18 protein-coding genes are annotated in these 21,877 nt (G+C 39.5%); 13 read left to right on the top strand and 5 right to left on the bottom strand.

Annotated features, from left to right (window positions below):
- The 6 genes from ACK1JC_RS00550 to ACK1JC_RS00525 all read left to right on the top strand — a co-directional run bounded on the left by ACK1JC_RS00550 (window position 1) and on the right by ACK1JC_RS00525 (window position 5,856).
- On the top strand, window positions 1-1,290 hold the full coding sequence (locus tag ACK1JC_RS00550) for an FAD-dependent oxidoreductase (protein WP_409509906.1): 1,290 nt from the start codon (window positions 1-3) through the stop codon (window positions 1,288-1,290).
- The gene (locus tag ACK1JC_RS00545) at window positions 1,283-1,546 is read left to right on the top strand and encodes a hypothetical protein (protein ID WP_409509905.1); all 264 of its coding nucleotides are present in this window, start codon (window positions 1,283-1,285) and stop codon (window positions 1,544-1,546) included. The genes ACK1JC_RS00550 and ACK1JC_RS00545 overlap by 8 nt, the downstream gene beginning before the upstream one ends.
- Before the next feature lie 129 nt (window positions 1,547-1,675).
- Entirely contained in the window at window positions 1,676-1,816 is a 141-nt protein-coding gene (locus tag ACK1JC_RS00540; protein ID WP_409509904.1) for a hypothetical protein, read from the top strand.
- Window positions 1,817-1,927: 111 nt separating this feature from the next.
- Window positions 1,928-2,710, top strand: a complete 783-nt coding sequence (gene hisIE / locus ACK1JC_RS00535) for a bifunctional phosphoribosyl-AMP cyclohydrolase/phosphoribosyl-ATP diphosphatase HisIE (RefSeq protein ID WP_409509903.1) — start codon at window positions 1,928-1,930, stop codon at window positions 2,708-2,710.
- Between the two features lie 205 nt (window positions 2,711-2,915).
- Window positions 2,916-4,409, top strand: a complete 1,494-nt coding sequence (locus tag ACK1JC_RS00530; RefSeq protein ID WP_409509902.1) for a UvrD-helicase domain-containing protein — start codon at window positions 2,916-2,918, stop codon at window positions 4,407-4,409.
- Window positions 4,410-4,452: 43 nt separating this feature from the next.
- The gene (locus tag ACK1JC_RS00525) at window positions 4,453-5,856 is read left to right on the top strand and encodes an AAA family ATPase (protein WP_409509901.1); all 1,404 of its coding nucleotides are present in this window, start codon (window positions 4,453-4,455) and stop codon (window positions 5,854-5,856) included.
- Between the two features lie 316 nt (window positions 5,857-6,172).
- On the opposite strand, the gene ACK1JC_RS00520 is transcribed toward ACK1JC_RS00525, so the two are convergent.
- Window positions 6,173-6,349 carry a hypothetical protein gene (locus ACK1JC_RS00520; RefSeq protein WP_409509900.1) on the bottom strand — a complete coding sequence of 59 codons (177 nt, stop codon included), beginning with the start codon at window positions 6,347-6,349 and terminating at the stop codon, window positions 6,173-6,175.
- 8 nt (window positions 6,350-6,357) lie between these two features.
- Between ACK1JC_RS00520 and ACK1JC_RS00515 the strand changes: the two genes are divergently transcribed.
- The 7 genes from ACK1JC_RS00515 to ACK1JC_RS00485 all read left to right on the top strand — a co-directional run bounded on the left by ACK1JC_RS00515 (window position 6,358) and on the right by ACK1JC_RS00485 (window position 13,306).
- Window positions 6,358-9,195 carry a monovalent cation/H+ antiporter subunit A gene (locus ACK1JC_RS00515; RefSeq protein WP_409510010.1) on the top strand — a complete coding sequence of 946 codons (2,838 nt, stop codon included), beginning with the start codon at window positions 6,358-6,360 and terminating at the stop codon, window positions 9,193-9,195.
- Window positions 9,196-9,197: 2 nt separating this feature from the next.
- Window positions 9,198-9,563, top strand: a complete 366-nt coding sequence (locus tag ACK1JC_RS00510; RefSeq protein ID WP_409509899.1) for a Na+/H+ antiporter subunit C — start codon at window positions 9,198-9,200, stop codon at window positions 9,561-9,563.
- Window positions 9,563-11,371 carry a monovalent cation/H+ antiporter subunit D gene (locus tag ACK1JC_RS00505; RefSeq protein WP_409509898.1) on the top strand — a complete coding sequence of 603 codons (1,809 nt, stop codon included), beginning with the start codon at window positions 9,563-9,565 and terminating at the stop codon, window positions 11,369-11,371. The genes ACK1JC_RS00510 and ACK1JC_RS00505 overlap by 1 nt, the downstream gene beginning before the upstream one ends.
- Window positions 11,372-11,899: a Na+/H+ antiporter subunit E gene (locus ACK1JC_RS00500; protein ID WP_409509897.1), complete on the top strand. Its 528-nt coding sequence runs from the start codon at window positions 11,372-11,374 to the stop codon at window positions 11,897-11,899.
- A complete protein-coding gene (locus ACK1JC_RS00495) occupies window positions 11,896-12,171 on the top strand; it encodes a monovalent cation/H+ antiporter subunit F (protein ID WP_409509896.1) in 276 nt (91 codons plus the stop codon). The genes ACK1JC_RS00500 and ACK1JC_RS00495 overlap by 4 nt, the downstream gene beginning before the upstream one ends.
- Window positions 12,172-12,193: 22 nt before the next feature.
- Window positions 12,194-12,577, top strand: coding sequence for a Na+/H+ antiporter subunit G (locus ACK1JC_RS00490; RefSeq protein WP_409509895.1), 384 nt, complete (start codon window positions 12,194-12,196; stop codon window positions 12,575-12,577).
- A 114-nt stretch (window positions 12,578-12,691) separates the two neighbouring features.
- Window positions 12,692-13,306, top strand: coding sequence for a riboflavin synthase subunit alpha (locus ACK1JC_RS00485; RefSeq protein ID WP_409509894.1), 615 nt, complete (start codon window positions 12,692-12,694; stop codon window positions 13,304-13,306).
- Window positions 13,307-13,386: 80 nt separating this feature from the next.
- On the opposite strand, the gene ACK1JC_RS00480 is transcribed toward ACK1JC_RS00485, so the two are convergent.
- The 4 genes from ACK1JC_RS00480 to ACK1JC_RS00465 form a co-directional block, all read right to left on the bottom strand.
- Window positions 13,387-14,280 carry a metal-dependent hydrolase gene (locus ACK1JC_RS00480; RefSeq protein ID WP_409509893.1) on the bottom strand — a complete coding sequence of 298 codons (894 nt, stop codon included), beginning with the start codon at window positions 14,278-14,280 and terminating at the stop codon, window positions 13,387-13,389.
- Window positions 14,281-14,582: 302 nt separating this feature from the next.
- Window positions 14,583-16,004 carry an FAD-dependent oxidoreductase gene (locus ACK1JC_RS00475; RefSeq protein ID WP_409509892.1) on the bottom strand — a complete coding sequence of 474 codons (1,422 nt, stop codon included), beginning with the start codon at window positions 16,002-16,004 and terminating at the stop codon, window positions 14,583-14,585.
- Window positions 16,005-16,095: 91 nt separating this feature from the next.
- A complete protein-coding gene (gene gltB, locus ACK1JC_RS00470) occupies window positions 16,096-20,571 on the bottom strand; it encodes a glutamate synthase large subunit (RefSeq protein ID WP_409509891.1) in 4,476 nt (1,491 codons plus the stop codon).
- A gap of 427 nt (window positions 20,572-20,998) precedes the next feature.
- A complete protein-coding gene (locus ACK1JC_RS00465) occupies window positions 20,999-21,877 on the bottom strand; it encodes a hypothetical protein (RefSeq protein ID WP_409509890.1) in 879 nt (292 codons plus the stop codon).

The following is a 21,877-nucleotide window of genomic DNA, read 5'->3' as shown; positions in this document are numbered from 1 at the left end:
ATGCCAACATCTAAAATTCCAAAATTTGCCATCATTGGTGCAGGTACAGCAGGACTTTCAACTGCAATATTATTGGCTCGACAAAATATTCACGTCACCCTTTTTGAAAAAGTAAACGAACTCGAACCTGTCGGTGCAGGTCTACTGCTACAACCTTCTGGGCTTGCTGTATTTGAACATTTAGGCGTACTCGATGAAGCACTTAAACTAGGTGCAATCGTCACAGGATTAGAAGGACAACTTGCCAATGGTTTTAAAATTGTTGATAGTCACTATACTCAAGCACACCCAAATTTTTACGGTCTAGGCATTCATCGTGCAAGCTTATGTCATGTGTTAGAAAATAAATGCCATGAATATTCAGAATTGATTACATGGCAAATGAATACAGATATTCAACGACTTGAAGAATCTACCAATGAAATAAGAGTTTATGGCGCTGTGGATGATCAACCTTTTGATGCTGTTTTCGATACAGTGATTATTGCAAATGGCGCACGTAGCGAGCTACGTCCTAAGGCTTGGGTGAAGATTGATAAGCCTTATCCTTGGGGTGCAAAATGGACAATTGTTCCTGAATGTTTAACACTCGAAGCAAAAATTCTGCATCAGTTTTATGATAAATCTAAAATTATGATGGGTATTCTCCCAACGGGTGCAACTCCTACAGCTCATAATCAGAGGCTTTCAAGTGTCTTTTGGAGCATGCCAACAGATCAATTAAGGAATTTTTTACAGGATAATCAATCACGTTCTGATTGGTTAAAAGTAGTATCTAAGCGTTGGAAGCCTGCTGCTGAATGGCTGGAGCAAGTCATTGCCAATCCCGAAGAAAAACAACAATGGTTTGCTGCAAATTATCGTGATGTGGTGATGTCTAAGTTTGGTGAAGGTCGCATTGGTGTGCTGGGCGATGCTGCACATGCCATGAGTCCACAACTTGGGCAAGGTGCAAATATGGCACTCCTTGATGCTTGGGCATTGGGGCAGGCTGTAGAAATATCGAAAAATAATAATTCAATTGATCATGTGAAACTTTGGCAAACTTATCATCAACATCGTCAAAGTTCGACTGCTTTTTATCAGTTTTTAAGTCGTTTACTAACTCCACTCTATCAATCTGATTTGTGGTGGGCGGGTACTTTTCGTGATTTAACTTTTTCGTGGATGTACCGTATTCCCTATTTCCGCAAAGAAATGGCGCTGACTGTTTCAGGTTTAAAATCTGGCATGTTGAGTCAGATGCAGTATGAGCAGATTGTGAAAAACAAACGGAATGGCGATGTTTGAAATTACTAAAGAATCTCTCGAAAATATTTTCCCACCTTTCCAATTAGGAGATAATCGCTCTCTACTAGAATGCGATTTCTACAATACTCATTATTGTTATTTTGACCAAATTGATGATGATTATTTATCGGCAATAGACATGTCCGCAGAAGGCTTACTTCTTGAATGGGGCTTCGATTGGTCAAAATTTTACTTACAAGCAGGTTTAGATGCTGCTCGTTCACGCACTAGACCACTTGAAAGTATTAAGACATAGAAAGATGTAAGTTATAAATATTTATATTATTTTGGAAATAGTTGCAGTTTTTTAAGTTCTGAAGGCTATAAATTCTTTTTTCCTTCTGCTGTTTATCATTTCCTGACCACAGATAAGAATAAAACCTATATGGATTCGTTCATTTTTAGATTGAAATTACAATGGGAAAAAGACAACCACGTTTTTAATGATGCTCAAAAAGAATTTATTGTTGAGTTTGTTAAAAAGCATTACCAAGGTTATGTTTCGTGGATTCCTAACGATAAATAATTTTTAAGATTTTCCGCAAACCATTTCAAATCACGTAAACTATTATCCTCTATGCTGATTCAAAAACATCAGCACGTAGCATCTTAAAACTTAATAATTTGGTGAAATCCTATGAACAACTTGCAATGGCTCGATGAAGTAAAATTTAACGAACAAGGACTTATTCCTGCTATTGCACAACATCATCTTACAGGTCGTATTTTGATGGTGGCATGGATGAACCGTGAAGCGCTACAACTCACCGCAGAAAAAATGCGTGGGGTATATTTCTCACGTTCACGTAGTAAACTTTGGTTCAAAGGTGAAGAATCTGGGCATTTTCAAACAGTTTACGAAATTCGTTTAGACTGCGATGCAGATGTGATCGTCCTACAAATTGAACAAGAAGGCGGAATAGCCTGCCATACAGGTCGTGAGTCTTGTTTCTATCGTAAGCTCACACCAAATGGCTGGGAAATTGTCGATGCTCAACTGAAAGATCCAAATGCAATCTATGGTGAAAAATCGGTAAATCCACACACATTGGCAATGAATGCATCAAATGCCCAATCCGAACAAGTCGAAGTCCTCGATTATTTAGGAAAAATGATGGCAGAGCGCAAAGCGGCTGATCCTGACTCTTCATATGTCGCGAAGCTTTACGACAAAGGTTTAAACAAAATTCTAGAAAAAATTGGTGAAGAAAGCATTGAAACCATTATTGCAGCTAAAGATTTTAAAGCCGTAGCCAATGAAGATAATAAAAATGATTTAATCTATGAAGTGGCAGACTTATGGTTCCATACCATTGTAATGCTGGGTTATTTCGACCTTGATATTCAATTGGTTCTCAATGAATTGGCACGCCGTCAAGGTTTATCAGGATTAGTTGAAAAAGCCAAGCGTGATCACTAATTATTCACTTCAATAAGCAAAGATAATGTTTAAATTCAAAAGCTCATGTACTACATGAGCTTTTTTATTATCCATGACTTATCTCAGAACCAACATTTACTCAGCTTTTCGAACATGATCTTCCCGATTGAATGTACGCTTATTCGGACTGTTCTTTGCTATACTCAATCTCTTGATTTTTATTTTTGTGTAGATTTTAGCCACTGTGTCAGACCTATTAAAGCCCACGACAGAACAAAACTTTGCCATTGAAGAAGCGCAAAAAGGTCAATCATTTAAAGTGATTGCTTATGCAGGCACGGGTAAAACGACAACATTACAATTGATCAGTGATGCTATGCAGCATCGCCGTGGCATGTATTTAGCTTTTAACAAAGCGATTGCATCTGAAGCACAAAATAAATTTCATCGTGGCGTAGACTGTCGAACGTTTCACTCACTCGCATTTCGTAGCGTGCCTCGTGGTGTGACCGATAAACTTCGCTTGCCTCGTTTAAGTCCAGGCTTTCTAGCTAAAGAATATCGTATAGAGCCAATCACACTTCGTCGTTTAATGGGTGGACGTTACGAACGTTACACACTCATGCCAAGTCGTCTTGCGAGCTTGGTTGCCAACGCCGTCAGCTATTTTTGTTCGACAAGTTCACAATACCCTGCCCCTCGACACATTCAAACGCCAAGTTGGCTACATACCGATGATGTTGAGTCATTACAAAAACATTTATATCCTTCAGTCGAGCGCCGTTGGCTAGAGTCTATTGATCAGAATCATCAAGCTGGTATTGGACATGATATTTATCTAAAACTATGGGCACTTTCCGATCCGTATATTCCTGCCGATTATGTGCTGTTCGATGAAGCGCAAGATGCAGATCCGCTTATGCTTGGAATTTTACTGCGTCAGCGTAATACTCAAGTAATCTATGTTGGTGATGCACATCAACAAATTTATGCATGGCGTGGTGCGGTCAATGCCATGCAACAAATGCCTTTGCCTTCAACACGGCTCACGACTTCATTCCGTTTTGGTGAACCTATTGCTGATGTTGCAAATTTACTACTTGGTGCGCTGAATGAAACTGTGCCGTTAATTGGTAATCCTGACGCAAAATCAAGTGTGGTCAATAAACCACATACCAAAATGCGTGATGCCATTTTATGCCGTACCAACGCACGTGCAATGGAGCTTTTGCTTTCAGGTTTAGTTCAGGGAGATAAAGTCAGTTTACAAGCCGACCACGCACGATTAAACCGTTTTGTTGATGCGGCAAGCATGCTCAAACAAGGCAAGCGTGCAACGGATGTTCCTGAACTTGCATGGTTTAATTCTTGGCATGATGTACATGAATACTGTGAAACCAATGATGGCAGTGATATTAAACCTTTAGTAAAGCTAGTCGATGATCACGGTACTGAACCACTAAAAAAAGCCCTAGCCAAAATTACGCCCATTGAACAAGCCGACTACGTCATTTCTACAGCACATAAAGCCAAAGGTTTAGAATGGAATCGAGTACATATCGAAGATGATTACCAATTTAAAATAAATGGCTTAGAACATAAAATCAGTGATGAAGAATTACGATTATTATACGTTGCCTGTACGCGTGCTAAAGTAAGCTTAAACATTCATCATATCTACGATCTGGTTCAACAACTCAAAATCAGACCACAAATTAATAATAAAGCGTCTGCCTAAATTTTAGCAGAACAATTCAGTCGTCAAAATTTAAAGGTATACCATGAAAATTCATGCCATTCGTCTCAGACATGCCTGTCATTTTTCTGATCTGAAAGTTGAATTTAATCCTAATCAATCTGTGACCCTGATTATTGGTGAACAAGCTTCAGGAAAAACCACGCTACTTAAAAATATGTTTCATGCCTTGTCATGGTTTCCTGCACGCTTCAAAGATTTACGCAGTCCCGGCATTGTCATGCCCGATCAAGATATTATGTACAAACGTGTGCAATCTAAGATTGAGATTGAAGTTGATGTTCCTACTGAAATTGGACCACTCAGTGAAAGTGCCGATGCACGTAGTATTAATACTTTTCGTTGCCAATGGGAGCTGTATAAAACATTAAATGCAACGGGTGTTGGTATCAGTAAAGTCGATGTTGAACAACTCGAACAACTGACTGCAAAGTATATAAAAGCGATTAAACAAGACCCTATGCAAGGTTTACCCCTTGTTGCATTTTATCCAACTGAACGCTTTGTTAATGAAATTAGTTTATTAAATAAAAACAATCCTCATGTGTTCCAATCGGCAACTGCCTATGAGGCTGTTCCATTGCCTTTTACTACATTTACTCGTTTTTTTGAATGGTTAAGAGAGATCAGTGATGTGGAAAATGCCCAAACAACGCAAGTCTTTCAACAAATTTTAGCAGATCGTAAGCAAAGTAAACTGACATCAACACCTCCTGATACTAGTCTATTGGCAGATGCACTTCTACATGCTAGCACCCAAATGCATACCCCTGCCTTAACGGCACTCCGCACCACACTACAAACCGTTATTCCCGACATTACTGATCTTTTTATTGAATACCAACCTCGTCTACAATTGATGGTGGTCTACAAAGGGCAAACCATTCAATTTGTGCAACTGTCCAATTCCTTTAAAAATTTAGTTGCTATGCTAGGTGATATTGTTCGCCGTATGTGTTTACTCAATCCACTGAGTCTTTACCCTTGCATAGAAGGTGATGGCATTTTAATGATTGATGAGTTGGATGCCCAACTTGATGATTCATATAGTTTAGGTGTATTAGAACGTTTACATCATGCATTTCCGCGTGTACAAATTATTGTAACGAGTCAACGTAATGCTTTACTTGAAACTGCAGAACAGTATCAATGCTTCTTACTTCAAGATAAAACCATCTCACAGATTCAATTTGACAATCAGCAGCAAAATTTTCAACAAATCTATGCCGATTTACTCTCAAATCATTCTACTTCCGACCAAAACATAGAAACTGAATCTGCTTTAGAAAATATAGAGATCAATACATCTGAACATAATATGACTGACTTTTTTCAGAAAATTCAAAGCATGAATCCTGATGAAAAACTGGCTTTATTGACCTTACTGCGAGCAGATCATGATCCTACGCCACATCAGCCTTTGAATTAAATCTAAGTATTTGCATATATATCTCCATGTCAATGATGATTTAAACGAATCAAAAAAATACCAAAGACTCGATATTTGCATATTTGGTCTTTTTTTTAAATCCGCGTATTTCTCACATAATGAATCTAGAACTTTAAAATTCTGATTTAAAAGATTCATTCACAGATTGAAGTGATCTGTAAAATAGCATCTAAATAGATATTTTCTGACGTATTTTTCAACATTACCTAGGTGAAACTAGCCGTACAATGTTGACATTATGCAAAATCTGACAAAATAAATTGATGTTATTCCCTACATGTAATAAGATAAAAATTCAATTTGAATTAGATTTTTCAATCCATTTTGATTTTACAATCGTTTTATCAAGTTGTGCAATACAGCTTGTTTCTTCAAATTTTTTAGATTCAGCTTCCAAAGTTTCATCGCTTTGGGGCTTTCCTTGAGTCCCTGCAGTTTTTGGAAGATAAGATTCACTGAGGTTTCGGCCCATTCACGATACTGGATACACGTGTGTTACCGATTATCATCTTACTACCATTAGTCCTAGGCACTCTACTTGTCTTATGGTTGCAACGATTTTCACGTGGCTTAACTGCATGTGGCGCAATTGCTGTCAGCCTAAGTAGCTTCTTGCTACTTCTATTACAAGCTAGACAAGTTTTTAATGGCATACCTGTTGTCCAAAGTTGGCAATGGTTACCGCAACTCGGCATCGATTTTAGCTTTCGTCTCGATGCACTCAGTCTAATCTTCGCATTACTCATCAGTGGTATTGGCACGCTGATTTATATTTATGCCTATTATTATCTCAGTCCAAAAAATTCTCTCAGTAAACTCTATGCATTGCTCATGCTGTTTATGGCGGCAATGCTTGGCATCTCATTATCCAATAACTTAATTATTTTATTGGTTTTTTGGGAGTTAACGAGTATTTCATCCTTTCTGTTGGTGGGGTATTGGAGCAATTATGAAGCGGCACAACGTGGCTCTCGTATGGCGCTCACCATCACAGGGATGGGCGGTCTTGCCATGCTCGGTGGTTTCATTCTACTTGGGCAAATCACTGGTACTTACCAAATTGATCAACTCACTGGAATGGCGGAGCAAATTCAAAATAGTTCACTATTCGTCCCTGCTTTATTGCTGATCTTATTGGGTGCATTCACAAAAAGTGCGCAGTTCCCCTTTCATTTTTGGCTACCTAATGCTATGGCAGCACCGACTCCTGTGTCTGCTTATTTACATTCAGCAACCATGGTTAAAGCGGGTATTTTCTTAGTTGCACGCCTCTTACCTATTTTTGTCGGTTCGGCATTATTTCATAATTTAGTGACTACTATTGGTTTGCTCACTTTATGCATGGCTGCATTTTTTGCTATTTTCAAAGAAGATTTAAAAGGCTTATTGGCATATTCAACCATCAGTCATTTAGGTCTGATTATGTGCCTATTGGGTATTGGTTCACCTTTAGCCGTTGCTGCTGCTATTTTTCACATCATTAATCATGCAACGTTCAAAGCCGCACTGTTTATGATTGCAGGTATTATTGATCATGAAAGTGGCACACGAGATTTACGTAAACTTAGTGGCTTATGGCAACTACTTCCATTTACCGCAACATTGACGATGATCACTGCTGCTGCAATGGCAGGCGTTCCACTCACCAACGGTTTCTTGTCTAAAGAAATGTTCTTTACTGAACTTTTGGCAAACCTATCAGGTGGTTATGTTGTTATTGCTGCTATTGTGGCAACTTTAGCAGGACTATTTGCTGTTGCATACTCAGCTCGCTTAGTACACGGCGTATTCTTCGATGGTGACATCGGTACAGAAGTTCCCAATAAACAGGCACATGAACCTCATATTGGTATGCGTGCACCTGCCATTTTCCTTGCTACTTTATGTATTTTAGTCGGTATTCTTCCTGCTTTATTGGTTGAAAATATTGTCAATGCAGGAACACGTGCAAGCGCTCAATTACCAACATTTGAAGGTGTACACCTTGCAGTTTGGCATGGCTTCAATACCCCCTTATTGATGAGTGGTATTGCCTTAATTGGTGGTCTACTTTTTTATTTTGCACTGGCTAAAGGTGGACGTATTCGTGAAATTGATCTTGACCCTGCTTTAGGTGCATTTCAAGGTAAATTGATTTTTGAAAAGTTCCTTAAAAACCTCCTACTTATTTCTCAAAAAATAAAACAAAAAACCGAAACAGGTTCATTACAGAACTATCTTTTATTGATTATTGTTTTTAGTATTTTCATGGTGACATTACCGCTATGGGGACAAGGTTTAACCCTCGGTACACGTGAACTTTCAAGTGCCCCACTCACAGCCATTGTCTTGTGGTTACTACTCTTTACTGCATGTTGGATGATGCTGTGGTTCCATCATGAACGCATTAAAGCGGTCTTAATTAGTGGTGCAATTGGCTTAGTTGTAACCATGGTCTTTATTCTACTTTCTGCTCCCGATTTGGCACTAACTCAAATCACTGTAGATGTCGTGACCACTGTACTGTTATTGATGAGTTTATCATTACTGCCTCAACTTACGCCTTATGAATCGAGTCGTACCCGTCGTTGGCGTGATGCAATTATTTCAATTGTGGCAGGTCTAGGGATTGGTTGGATTACATGGCTAATTCTAACCCGTGATCACGATTCAATTTCGTGGTTCTTTGTACAACAAGCACTTCCTCTAGGTGGTGGTTCAAACATTGTCAACGTCATTTTAGTCGATTTCCGTGGTTTCGATACCTTTGGCGAAATTACTGTACTTGGAATCGCAGGCATTGGTGCACTGTGCATGATGGATGGTATGCGAGCACATGGTACAACGATGACTCAAGGTCTAACCTACCGCTTCAACCCATCTCCACTCATGTTTCGTATGACTGCATCTTGGGTGCTACCTATTGCACTTGTTGTTAGTCTACATATTTTCATGCGTGGACATAATTATCCAGGTGGCGGCTTTATTGCAGGGCTCATTACCTCTATGGCACTGGTGATTCAGTACATTGCTTTAGGACAAGACAAAACCGAACAATTGCTCAATGTTAAATCTGGACGTCTGTATGAAGTCTGGATTGGTCTAGGATTACTTATTGCAGGTTTAACAGGTATTGCCGCTTGGTTATGGGCACGTCCATTCCTCACCAGTGCACACATTTATGTTAAAACTGACATTTTTGGAAAATTCCATTTGGCATCTGCCGCAGGTTTCGATCTGGGTGTTTATGTCACGGTTGTCGGTGCAACCATGTTACTCATTTCTGTACTCAGTGATGCACGCAACTCAAGTATGTCCGGTCCGGTCTTTAAGGAGTAATCATGATTAGTTTAGAATTTTTACTCGCTTCCGCAATTGGTTTACTTGTGACAACAGGTGTTTATCTTGTATTGCGTGCTCGTACCTTCCCTGTAGTTTTAGGACTTGCGATGATTGGCTATGCAGTCAATTTATTTCTTTTTGCGATGGGTCGCTTACAAGAAAATGCACCTGCAATTTTAGTTGAAACTGAAAAAGTGACAGATCCTTTACCTCAAGCACTTGTGTTAACTGCAATTGTAATTGGCTTTGCAACTACTGCATTCATTGTTCAATTGGCACTGCGTAGCCGTTATGAGTCAGGTACAGATCATGTTGACTCTAAAGAGGAGCCGAATACTTTTGATCCGCGTGAGGATGAGCCTTAATGAATATGTTGATTGATTTTTGGCACACTCATACCCCTATTTTGAGTATTCTCATTCCTGCATTTACAGCCTTTGCCTTAGTTCTACTTGGCAATCCAGGTTCAGGAACTTTAGCACAAGATTGGCGACAACCTTGGCGTCGTGGAATCAGTTTAATCTCAGCAATTTTGGGACTTGCAACAGCAATCAGCTATCTAATACAAGCAAGCTCAGGGCAAATCTTTATTTACGAACTAAGTGAATGGACTGCGCCTTTCGGAATTATTCTAGTTCTAGATCAACTCTCTGCTTTAATGCTTGTACTGACCTACAGCCTTGCACTACCCATCCTTTGGTTTGCAAGTAAAGAGTGGGATGAACGTGGACGTTATTTCCATGCAATGTCCCATTTCTTATTAATGGGACTGTGTGGTGCATTCCTCACAGGTGATTTATTTAACCTCTTTGTCTTCTTTGAAGTTTTATTAATGGCATCTTATGTTTTGCTCCTTCATGGGCAAGGCAAAGCACGCTTTCAATTGGGTATTCACTACGTCACCATCAACCTACTTGCATCTGCACTATTCCTCATTGGCTTAGGCATGATCTATGGCAGTGTCGGCAGCCTCAATATGGCAGATGTTGGACGTATATTGCCAACCCTACCCAATGATCAACATCGCCTTGCTACAGCAGGTGGCTTATTGCTCTTTGTCGTATTCGGCATTAAAGCTGCAATGCTTCCTGTCGGCTTTTGGTTGCCAAAAACCTATGCGGTGGCAGCAACACCTGTGGCTGCTCTCTTTACCATTATGACCAAAGTTGGTATTTATGCCATCTTACGTGTCAATGGTACGGTATTTAATGATGAGCTCGGGCAAAGTATTTTAAGTCATACCTTGTTGATTATTGGTTTAATCACTTCACTCTATGGTGTGATTGGAGCGATAGGTGTCGATCGTTTACGTCGTTTTGTCGGCTTTATGATTTTATCCTCTATTGGAACGATTCTCGTTGCATTCTCAATGATGAATGAAGCCGCATGGAGTGCAGGTCTCTATTATCTCGTACATAGCACAATCATTGCAGCATCATTTTATTTGCTCTGTGGATGGATTACCTCACAACGTGGTGTACTCAAAGATCATCTCAAAATTGCTCCTAAAATGAAGCAAGACAAGATTATTGCTGCAAGCTTCTTCCTTATTGCTTTAATGATGGCAGGACTTCCGCCATTCAGCGGCTTCTTAGGTAAAGTTCTCATTTTACAAGCAACTGCAAATTTTGCTTATCAAGGTTGGGTTATTGGTATTGTACTCTTGGTAAGTTTACTCAGTATTCTTGCTTTTACTCGGGTTGGCTTTGTCTTATTTTGGCGAGCAACTTCACCAGAAAATAATCCAGCAGAACAAGCCTATGCCGATTATCAAAATTTGCCAAATCAAGCGCCCGTTCGTAATGATTGGACTATCTATCTACTGCTCAGTGGCTTAATTTTATATGTCGCTTGTGCAGCACCAATTTTAAAATATACTGAACAGACTGCACAGCAAATTACGAAAGCGGGCCACTATCAACAACTTATTTTGAAATCTGATGAACATCAAAAGATCATTAGTGTTCAACCTTTTGATCCAAAATATATTCCAGAAACTAAAGACGGTGGTGAAGTTGCTGATCCAAATGCTCACTATATTCCATACAGTATTTCAAAAAATACGCTGAATGGTGAACATATTTCAGAATATAAACAGCAGCAGATTCAGCAACAACAAGCCGAACAACGCAAAGATCATGATCAACCTCAACTTAAGCCGATGGAGCAGTAAATGAAACAAAAACTTTCTTTCATTGATCGCGTCATTCCTCATCCATTTGTATCGGTACTGGTTGGTCTATCTTGGTTAATGCTTGGACATAGCTTTGAAGCCTTTGATATTTTTATGGCAATAATGCTCGGCTTAATTATTCCTAAAATTGTACAACCATTTATTGTTCGTACGCCTAATATTCACTGGAAACCTGCCATTCATTTAGTTTTTGTCGTACTTTGGGACATCATTTTGTCCAATATTCGTGTTGCAAAACAAGTGCTTGGTCCAAAAAAAAACTTACACCCAAAATGGTTCCGTGTGCCTTTAGACACCGATCATGAGCATGTTAATGCACTTCTTGCAATGATCATTACGACCACACCAGGAACAGTAAGTGCGGGTATTGATCAAGAACGTGGCGATATTTTAGTTCATGCGCTTAGTTGTGATGATATTGATGCTGAAATTGAAGCCATTAAACTACGCTATGAACTTCCATTGATTGAAATTTTTAACGTCAAGGAAGGAGAAGAACAATTATGATATTTCTACCTTATGTACTTGGTATTTGCATCAGTATGATCACGATTTCGATGCTTCTCTGCCTGATTCGACTTGTGATGGGACCTTCAATCGTGGATCGCTTGCTTGCACTCGACACCCTATTTTTAAATGCAACCTGCTTGGTGATTATTCTCGGAATTTATTGGACAAGTACCAATATGTTTGAAGGTGCTTTATTGGTAGCCATGCTTGGTTTTGTATCAACCGCAGCGTTAGCACGTTATTTCACTACTGGTCATGTCGTTGACTAATCAGGAATAAATGGAGAACTTTATGCAACTTGCTATGGAAATTATCGTTTCATTTTTTCTAATTACAGGTTCATTTTTCACCTTGGTTGGTGGCATAGGTATGGTTAAACTTCCCGATTTATTCATGCGTCTACATGCACCGACTAAAGCTAGTACATTGGGATTAGGGAGTTTTCTCATTGCAGGAATGATTTATTCGGCTTATAACAGCCGTTTCGGCTTTGCAGAATTACTCATCACCCTACTCGCTTTTATTACCGCACCTGTATCTGCAAACTTAATTGCACAAGCCGCAATTCATTTACGCTTACGTTCAACTTCAGGCGATGTACCAGAAACACTAGAACGAGCATTGCCATGGCAACGTCAAAAGACCATTAAACATTTTAAAGATGATCACCTTTAAAAATATAGCCCTAACAACACCCAAGATCATTGTTTTTATAATGAGATTCGCTTGTACTTCACCCTCAACTGAAAGTATAAGTGAATTATCCATCAGCAAATTTCTGAGAAAAAAATGTATACAGGTATTGTGCAAGGCTTAGAAAAAGTGAATGACATTCAGCAAGGCAATCACTTTACAACACTTTTTATTTCAAATAAAAATAACTTTTTCAGTGATGTTTTTATTGGCGCAAGTGTTGCAATAGAAGGTGTATGTCTCACTGCAACAGGATTTGATCAAAAACTCAATCAAGTATCATTCGATGTTGCTCAAATCTCAAATACTTTAACAACCTTACAATTTTTACAAATTGGAAATGCCGTCAATATTGAGCGTTCAATCAAAGCGGGTATGGAAAATGGCGGACATAACTTATTTGGTCATATCGAAGGAATGGCAACCATCAAAAATGCCGTACATAACGGTGAAACCTTACATCTCGATATTATTATTCCAGATGGCAATATTAAATACTTCTTCAAAAAAGGTTTTATTGGCTTACAAGGGTGTAGCCTAACAGTAAATCGAGTTGACAGAGAAAGCCATGAAATTTCAGTCGATTTAATTCCTGAAACTTTACGCTTAACAACATTTAAATCTGTAAAAGCAGGTGACAAACTTAACTATGAAATTGATCAAATGACTCGAACAATGGTCGATACTCTAGAGAGTATTCATGCACGTTAACCGTAAAATTTCTGAACTTAATAAAATCACAAAGCCAATTTTAATGATTTGTTTTGTTCTTATTTGAAAAAGTAACAATATCAACTAAAAATTGGGGCATGGACATCCTCTTGAAAACTTTCCATGCCATACTCATCGGCAAGTTTTGTCTTCCAATATTCCACAATTTTACTGTAATCAATTTCATCAGGGTGAAAACCTTCTTTATAATAAGATAGGTACTCAGGGATTAAAGAGATCATCATTTTTGACAGCATATAAATGCCGTAAAGATTTTGAGGTACTTTAGGTACGCTCTTCTTCCAATCCTGCATAAATAAACGTGTCGCAGAATAAAAAGTTAAACTTGCAAAACCTGTCGTCACATTACGCATGACAGAACGACGGACTTTGTCATCTTTATACAGGGTTTGATAGACATCAAAAGCAACCGCACGATGCTCAATTTCTTCAATCGCATGCCAAACCCAAAGTTTGATCGCATCATCATCTAAAGTACTCAGTACCTCAGGATGACGTAAAATATAACCACCAAGAAGTGCCGTAAAATGTTCAAAAGCGGCTGTCACTGCCAATTGATACTTTGGTGGCACACTTTTAATAAGTGCATCACGGCGCCCGAGCCATGCCTGAAAACTATCTAAGTTATAGTCATCTCTGCGCCATGCATCATTAAATTCAGCATGTGCTTTAGAATGCATCGCCTCTTGACCAATAAATGCGGCAATTTGTGCTTGTAGTTTTTCATCAGTAATCTTGTCACGTACATTTCGTACGCTATGTACAAAAAACTGCTCACCGATAGGGAAAGTCGATGACAGTGCTGTCAACAAATGTGACATCACAGGTGAGTTTGCAAAAAAATGTCTACGAATGGCTTTGGGGTTAAAACTCGGTTTACGGACTTTAATACCAATAGCCTTAGGACGATTTAAATATGTTTTTTTTTCTTCCGCCGCTATAACTGTTGACATAAGAATAATCCTACTTTTGTCTGAATTAATCCATATTGGCAGAAAACATAAATTTGTATATTGCTAAAAAAACCATCAATTGACTAAAAATACCAATCTGGCAGAAAGGTCAAATAAGACATAAAAACCAAAAATATAGTTATTAATTTTTAACATTAAAAATCAACTATATATATCAAAATAAAACACAATTATTAACATCTTATTATGTCAATCATTTACATTTATTCCTATAAAAAACGCCTACATAAAATGTAGGCGTTGAAAATGGGTCTCTAAATTTTTAACGTGCTCAATCCATCTTATACATCCAGGTAATCTAGAATACCTTCTGCTGCTTCACGACCTTCCCAAATTGCTGTGACAACAAGGTCAGAACCACGAACCATATCACCACCCGCAAAAATTTTCGGGTTTGATGTTTGGAATTTATACTGTTGTTTTTCAGCTGCAAGTACGCGCCCTGAACCATCTAAACCAATATTTACATCTGCAAACCAATCAGCAGGACTTGTACGGAAACCAAATGCCAATAAGACTGAATCTGCAGGTAAAATTTCTTCAGATCCAGGAATTGGCTCAGGACTACGGCGACCACGAATATCAGGTTGACTCAATTGAGTTGTCACAAACTTAACGCCTGTCACTTTGCCATTTTCACCGACAATTTCAATTGGTTGACGATTAAATTGAAATTCAACGCCTTCTTCACGTGCATTCTTCACTTCACGACGTGAACCAGGCATATTCTCTTCATCACGGCGATAAGCACATGTTACAGACTCAGCACCCTGACGGATTGAAGTACGGTTACAGTCCATTGCAGTATCACCACCGCCAAGAACGATCACCTTTTTACCTTCAACACTAATATATTCCGATGGATCTTTTTCCCAACCTTGCGTACGGTTAACATTCGCAATGAGGAAATCAAGCGCATCTACTACGCCATCAAGATCCTCACCTGCAAAACCACCTTTCATGTAGGTATATGTTCCCATACCCATGAACACAGCATCATAATCTGCAAGAAGTTGGTCAATGGTGATATCTGTACCAATTTCAACATTCAAACGGAATTCAACGCCCATACCTGTGAAAATTTCACGGCGACGTTTCATTACGTCTTTTTCCATTTTGAATTCAGGAATACCAAAAGTCAGCAAGCCACCGATTTCAGGGCGTTTATCAAATACAACAGGCTTCACACCATTACGCACAAGAATATCTGCACAACCTAAACCTGCAGGACCTGCACCAATGATCGCCACTTTTTTGTCTGTCCATTTCACATTGGACATATCTGGACGCCAACCTAAAGCAAAGGCTGTATCATTAATATATTTTTCAGCATTACCAATGGTAACGGCGCCAAAACCATCATTTAGGGTACAAGCACCTTCACATAAACGGTCTTGTGGACATACACGACCACACACTTCAGGCAAAGTATTAGTTTGATGGCACAGTTCCGCTGCTTGGAAAATACGACCTTCCGCAATCAACTTTAACCAATTTGGAATGTAGTTATGTACTGGACATTTCCATTCACAGTAAGGATTACCACAACCTAAACAACGGTGGGTCTGATTTGCCGCCACTTCTGCTGTAAAAGGCTTATAAATTTCCACAAACTCTGCTTTGCGGACATCAATATCTTTTTTTTCTGGATCTTGGCGTGCTACATCCAAAAATTGAAAGTCATTATTCAGGCGTTCAGCCATGTCTCTCTCCGTGGGTTGGATATGGATAACTTCATATACCTGTGTATATCTGCAAAGTTACCCACACCTACCTAAAATATGAGTAGTGGAATTATTGTGGATCGGCTTGAGTTGTTTTCAAAAGCGTTTGTAAATTAGCTGCTTTTGGTTTCACGAGCCAGAATTTACGACTATAGAAATCAAACTCATTGCGGATCTTATACGCCCAAGCACTACCTGTTTCTGCAATATGTTCATCTAAAATACGAAGTAAGAACTCTTGATGTTCTTCCATCGGCTCTGTTGAAATACGGTTCAATTCAATCAATTCGTGATTATAGTAATCTACGAAGTCATTATCTAAGTCAAGTACATAAGCAAAACCACCCGTCATACCTGCACCGAAGTTATGTCCAACTTTACCGAGTACAGTCACAATACCGCCTGTCATGTATTCACAACAATGGTCACCTGCACCTTCAATCACCGCAAATGCACCTGAGTTACGTACTGCGAAACGCTCGCCTGCCGTACCTGCTGCAAATAATTTACCGCCTGTTGCACCGTAAAGACAAGTATTACCAATGATTGCTGTTTCTTGTGTTTGGAATGGTGAACCTTTTGGTGGGAAAATCGACACACGACCACCCGCCATACCTTTACCTACATAGTCATTCGCATCGCCTTCAAGACTGATATGCAAACCACCAGCATTCCAAACACCTAAAGACTGTCCTGCTGTACCTTTCAGATTCATTTTTACAGGATGTGCTTCCATGCTCAAGTTACCATAGCGTTTGGCAATTTCACCTGAAATACGTGCGCCAATTGAACGGTCACAGTTTACGGTTGTGAAGTGATATTCACCGCCAGTACCAGCGTCAATTGCAGGAAGCATCTCTGCAATCATTTTCTCAGCCAATACACCTTTATCAAATGGTGCATTACCTTGAACTTCGCAATATTGTGCTTTACCTTCCGCAGATGGATGTGATGTTAACAATGCACTTAAATCGAGATGTGCATGTTTTTCAGTTTCACCCGGTAACATTTCAAGCAGATCAGTACGACCAATCAAGTCTTTCAATGATGCAACACCCAATGCTGCTAACCATTCACGTGTTTCTTCTGCAATGAAGTGGAAGAAATTGATCAGCATTTCAGGTTCACCGATATAGTGTTCTTGACGTAAATGATCTTGTTGAGTCGCAACACCTGTCGCACAGTTATTTAAATGGCAAATACGCAAGTATTTACAACCTAAAGCAATCATTGGTGTCGAACCGAAACCGAAGCTTTCAGCACCCAAAATCGCAGCTTTAACCACATCCAAACCTGTTTTTAAACCACCATCGGTTTGTACACGAACTTTGCCACGTAAATCATTCACACGAAGCGCTTGGTGCGCTTCTGCAAGACCCAATTCCCAAGGTGAACCTGCATGGTGAATTGAAGACAATGGTGAAGCAGCTGTACCACCGTCATAACCTGAAATGGTAATGAAGTCGGCATAGGCTTTCGCAACACCAGCCGCAATTGTACCTACGCCTGGCTCTGAAACTAATTTTACAGAAACCATTGCATCAGGATTGACCTGCTTCAAGTCAAAGATCAATTGTGATAAATCTTCGATTGAGTAAATATCATGGTGTGGTGGAGGTGAAATCAAGGTCACACCTGGTACTGAGTAACGTAAACGTGCAATTAAGCCATTCACTTTACCACCCGGTAACTGACCACCTTCACCTGGTTTTGCACCTTGTGCCACTTTAATCTGTAAAACTTCTGCAGATCTTAAGTAAGCAGGCGTTACACCAAAGCGACCCGATGCAATTTGTTTGATTTTCGAGTTACGAATTGTGCCGTAACGTGCTGGATCTTCACCACCCTCACCAGAGTTTGAACGACCACCAATGGTGTTCATGGCAATGGCAATGGCTTCATGCGCTTCGGGTGACAATGCACCTAATGACATACCTGCAGAGTCAAAACGTGGCAAAATTTCTGAAACCGCTTCAACTGCTTCTAAAGGAATGGAATTTTCAGTTTTTAGTTTCAATAAATCACGAATCGTAGCAATCGGACGTGTATTGACAAGCTCTGCGTATTCTTTAAAGTCCGCATAATTACCTGAACGCACAGATTTATGTAATGCATTGATCACATCAGGGTTGAATGCGTGGTATTCCTTGTCGAATACAAATTTTAGTAAACCACCTTGCTCAATTGGCTTACGTGCTTTCCACGCCAAATCTGCCAATTTTTTCAAATCGTTTTCAAGGTCTGTAAATGTCGCACCTTTAATACGGCTTGGTACGCCTGTAAAGCATTTTGCAACCACTTCATCAGACAAACCGACAGCTTCAAACAACTGACCGCCACGATACGATGCAACCGTTGAAATCCCCATTTTAGAGAGAACTTTCAATAAGCCTTTTTCAATCCCTTTACGGAAGTTCGCTTGTGCATGAATTGGATCACCCAACAACTCACCTTTAGCAATCAAATCATTGATCACGTCATACGCAAGATATGGATAAATTGCAGTTGCACCAAAACCTAAGATCACTGCAAATTGATGCGCATCTCGTGCAAGTGCAGTCTCAACGACAATATTGGCATCGGTACGCAAACCGACCTTCATTAAATGATGATGAATTGCACCTGTGACCATTGCTGAGTTTGCAGGTAAATAACCTTGACGAATTTTACGATCTGAAATGACCAACAATGTTTTGCCATCACGAATCGCTTGTGCCGCTTCTTCACAAATACGTGCAATTGCAGCTTCAAGACCTTCAGTTTCCGCATAGTTCAAATCGATATCGGCAATTTCATAACCTTTACGACCCAATGTACGAATTTGGTGCATTTTAGAGTTTGAAAGTACAGGACTTGAAACAATTAAACGATCCGCATGTTCAGGACCTTGTTCAAAAACATTTTGCTCCCGACCAAAACACGTTTCCAATGACATTACGATAGATTCACGCAATGGATCGATTGGTGGGTTTGTCACTTGGGCAAATTGTTGACGGAAATAATCACTCACATGACGTACTTGGCGAGACAATACTGCCATTGGCGTATCATCACCCATTGAACCAACAGCCTCCTGACCGCTTTCAGCGATTGGGCGAAGCAATTGATCACGCTCTTCAAAAGTTACCAAGAACATTTTTTGTGCGGCCTTAAGGTCATCACCTTTTAAGCCTTGTTCACATAAATATTCTTCTAACTCAGGGCTACCTTGGATACGCACAGAATTTTCACGTAACCATTGACGATATGGGCGCATTTTTTTCAGGTGATTGCTGACATCTTTGGTGTCGAGCATTTTTCCTGTATGGGTATCGATCACGAGAATTTGACCTGGACCTACACGACCTTTCGAAATCACGTCTTCAGGCTTATAACCCCATACACCAATTTCCGATGCAAGTGTGATGTAACCATTTTTGGTAATCACCCAACGTGCAGGACGTAAGCCATTACGGTCAAGCATACAAATGGCATGACGACCATCTTGAATCACTAAACCTGCAGGACCATCCCATGCTTCCATATGTTTAGAGTTAAACTCATAGAATGCACGTAAATCTGCATCAAGCGTTTCAACGTTCTGCCAAGCAGGTGGAATTAACATGCGTAGCGCACGGAACAAGTCCATACCGCCACCGACTAAGATTTCAAGCATATTATCCATGCTTGAAGAATCCGAACCTGTACGGTTAACGATTGGATCTAAATCGGTAAGACCTGGTAATAATGGATTTTCAAATTTTGGTGTACGTGCAACAGCCCAATTACGGTTCGCTGTAATCGTATTAATTTCACCATTGTGCGCCAAATAACGAAATGGCTGAGCCAATGGCCAACGTGGCAATGTGTTAGTCGAGAAACGTTGATGAAATACCACAATATGTGATTCTAAACGTGGATCAGCTAAATCTGTATAGAAGTCTGCAATCGCTTCAGGCAACATCAAACCCTTATAGCTAATTACAGTTGAACATAAAGTCGTGACATAAAATGATGAATCTTGACTTAACTTTTGTTCAGCACGACGACGTGCCATAAACAATTTACGGTTAAACTCAACTTCAGTTACACCCATTGGGCAGTTAACAATAATCTGTTCAAATGCAGGCATAGACTGTAAAGCTATACGACCTAAAATATCAACATTGGTCGGAATCACACGCCATGCAATCACACGGCAACCTTCATCTTCAATTTCTTTGGTTAATACTTGTTTTGCATACGCTGCAATTGCAGGGTCAAGACTTAAAAATACACTACCGACGGCAAATACTTCACTCAGTGTAATGTCACTTAAGCGTTTTGCTTCTTCACGGAAAAATTGCTTTGGCATTGCCAAAAGTAAACCACAACCATCACCAGTTTTGCCATCTGCGGCAATACCACCACGGTGGGTCATACAACTTAAACTATGAATCGCGGTCTTGACTAAGTCATGGCTTGCATCACCCTGCATATGGGCGATTAAACCGAAACCACAGTTATCTTTAAACTCATCAGGTTGATATAAACCTTGAGCGGGAGCTACAGAATTAGGCGATGGCATGTGCATAGCGTACCCTTCTTTTCAACATGGGCCCTATCGGGCAAAAAACAAACGAATTATAACTTTGCGATTTTTATGGAACATTTCAATTTAGCCGACATCGGTCATTTTAACGTCATTGTATAACCCGCTACTTATGCTTTTGTAACAAACCTTTTACGAATGGTTTTGCACTTTTTTAAAGCGATATAGCGGATTAAAATCGCACACTAATTGGATCGTTTCGCGCCAAAACAGGGACAATTAACTCAATTAGTGCACCAATAAAGCAAAATATATGCCAATTATTATAAGAACTCACCCAAGCCCTAAAATACACTTTATTTTAATGATAACTTTAAGTGTTGCTCTATTTTAAGTCTATAAAATGCACCATTTACGTGCAATAAATATTTAAAAAAAATTAACCGCTCCATTTTAGAACTTTTTAGTTAAATGGATCACTCATTTCTTGTGTGGCTACTTTTTTCTCTACAGGTAATTGTTCTTTTGGCTTGGGTTTCGGCTGTTCAACCGCTGAATGTGACTGCTCTACCCCAATCACATTACCACTTTGATCTTTGCGTGTAATCGTCGTTTTTGTCGTTGGCACACCTGTTGTTGTCGATGAGCCACTTGTTGAACCTGATGGTAGCGTTACTGGTTTAGGTCGTACAATCAGTGTCTCATCAATAATTGGAATAGGTGCAGATTTCAACTTCACTTCATATAGTTTATTGCCACCTTGTGTTTCATCAAAACCCAAGTCATTCACTAAATCTGTATACTGCCCCAACTTAATCACTTTAGGCTTTACAGATGCAGGTAAACCCAATTGTAATTGTTGTAGTTGTGTATTGGCTTCAGCCTCAGTTTTAAATACACCGTAGTTAGCAACATATTGCTCAGCTTGATTGTCACCACTTAAACGAAAATAGAAAAGATTCTTTCTATCTGCCTGTTTACGAATAAAACCTGAAATCACATCTTCTTCATTGGCTTTAAACAATTCAATACTAAAATTTTTCTTATTGTCTTGAATAAATTTCGTGCCACGAAATTCAACGGTATGATCACCAGATACAACCACACGTGTCGTCATTTCTAGCGGACGGACTTCATCTTGCAAACTTCCCAAATGAATACTCGCTGCCACTTTTTCAGGCTGAATTTGCACTTGAGTATCTTCAATTGGACGATCCATCTCAACCAACTGATCTGTATCTGTGACAACCCAAAAAATAAAGGCAGTCAATAGACAAGCTAAACCACTGATCAGCCAAATATATTGCCGAATACTTTCCCAGTGAATACGCTTTGTTGCCAT

The organism is Acinetobacter sp. TY2 (genome assembly GCF_046269225.1).
Lineage (GTDB): Bacteria > Pseudomonadota > Gammaproteobacteria > Pseudomonadales > Moraxellaceae > Acinetobacter.
The sequence above is the reverse complement of the archived record's forward strand: the minus strand, read 5'-3'. Positions and strand labels throughout refer to the sequence as shown.

What these genes read in the sequence shown, in the direction of transcription:
- ACK1JC_RS00550 (WP_409509906.1), top strand. Translation starts at nt 1, where the DNA reads ATGCCAACATCTAAAATTCCAAAATTTGCCATCATTGGTGCAGGTACA.
- ACK1JC_RS00545 (WP_409509905.1), top strand. Translation starts at nt 1,283, where the DNA reads ATGTTTGAAATTACTAAAGAATCTCTCGAAAATATTTTCCCACCTTTC.
- ACK1JC_RS00540 (WP_409509904.1), top strand. Translation starts at nt 1,676, where the DNA reads ATGGATTCGTTCATTTTTAGATTGAAATTACAATGGGAAAAAGACAAC.
- hisIE (WP_409509903.1), top strand. Translation starts at nt 1,928, where the DNA reads ATGAACAACTTGCAATGGCTCGATGAAGTAAAATTTAACGAACAAGGA.
- ACK1JC_RS00525 (WP_409509901.1), top strand. Translation starts at nt 4,453, where the DNA reads ATGAAAATTCATGCCATTCGTCTCAGACATGCCTGTCATTTTTCTGAT.
- ACK1JC_RS00520 (WP_409509900.1), bottom strand. Translation starts at nt 6,349, where the DNA reads ATGGGCCGAAACCTCAGTGAATCTTATCTTCCAAAAACTGCAGGGACT.
- ACK1JC_RS00510 (WP_409509899.1), top strand. Translation starts at nt 9,198, where the DNA reads ATGATTAGTTTAGAATTTTTACTCGCTTCCGCAATTGGTTTACTTGTG.
- ACK1JC_RS00505 (WP_409509898.1), top strand. Translation starts at nt 9,563, where the DNA reads ATGAATATGTTGATTGATTTTTGGCACACTCATACCCCTATTTTGAGT.
- ACK1JC_RS00500 (WP_409509897.1), top strand. Translation starts at nt 11,372, where the DNA reads ATGAAACAAAAACTTTCTTTCATTGATCGCGTCATTCCTCATCCATTT.
- ACK1JC_RS00495 (WP_409509896.1), top strand. Translation starts at nt 11,896, where the DNA reads ATGATATTTCTACCTTATGTACTTGGTATTTGCATCAGTATGATCACG.
- ACK1JC_RS00490 (WP_409509895.1), top strand. Translation starts at nt 12,194, where the DNA reads ATGCAACTTGCTATGGAAATTATCGTTTCATTTTTTCTAATTACAGGT.
- ACK1JC_RS00485 (WP_409509894.1), top strand. Translation starts at nt 12,692, where the DNA reads ATGTATACAGGTATTGTGCAAGGCTTAGAAAAAGTGAATGACATTCAG.
- ACK1JC_RS00480 (WP_409509893.1), bottom strand. Translation starts at nt 14,280, where the DNA reads ATGTCAACAGTTATAGCGGCGGAAGAAAAAAAAACATATTTAAATCGT.
- ACK1JC_RS00475 (WP_409509892.1), bottom strand. Translation starts at nt 16,004, where the DNA reads ATGGCTGAACGCCTGAATAATGACTTTCAATTTTTGGATGTAGCACGC.
- gltB (WP_409509891.1), bottom strand. Translation starts at nt 20,571, where the DNA reads ATGCCATCGCCTAATTCTGTAGCTCCCGCTCAAGGTTTATATCAACCT.
- ACK1JC_RS00465 (WP_409509890.1), bottom strand. Translation starts at nt 21,877, where the DNA reads ATGGCAACAAAGCGTATTCACTGGGAAAGTATTCGGCAATATATTTGG.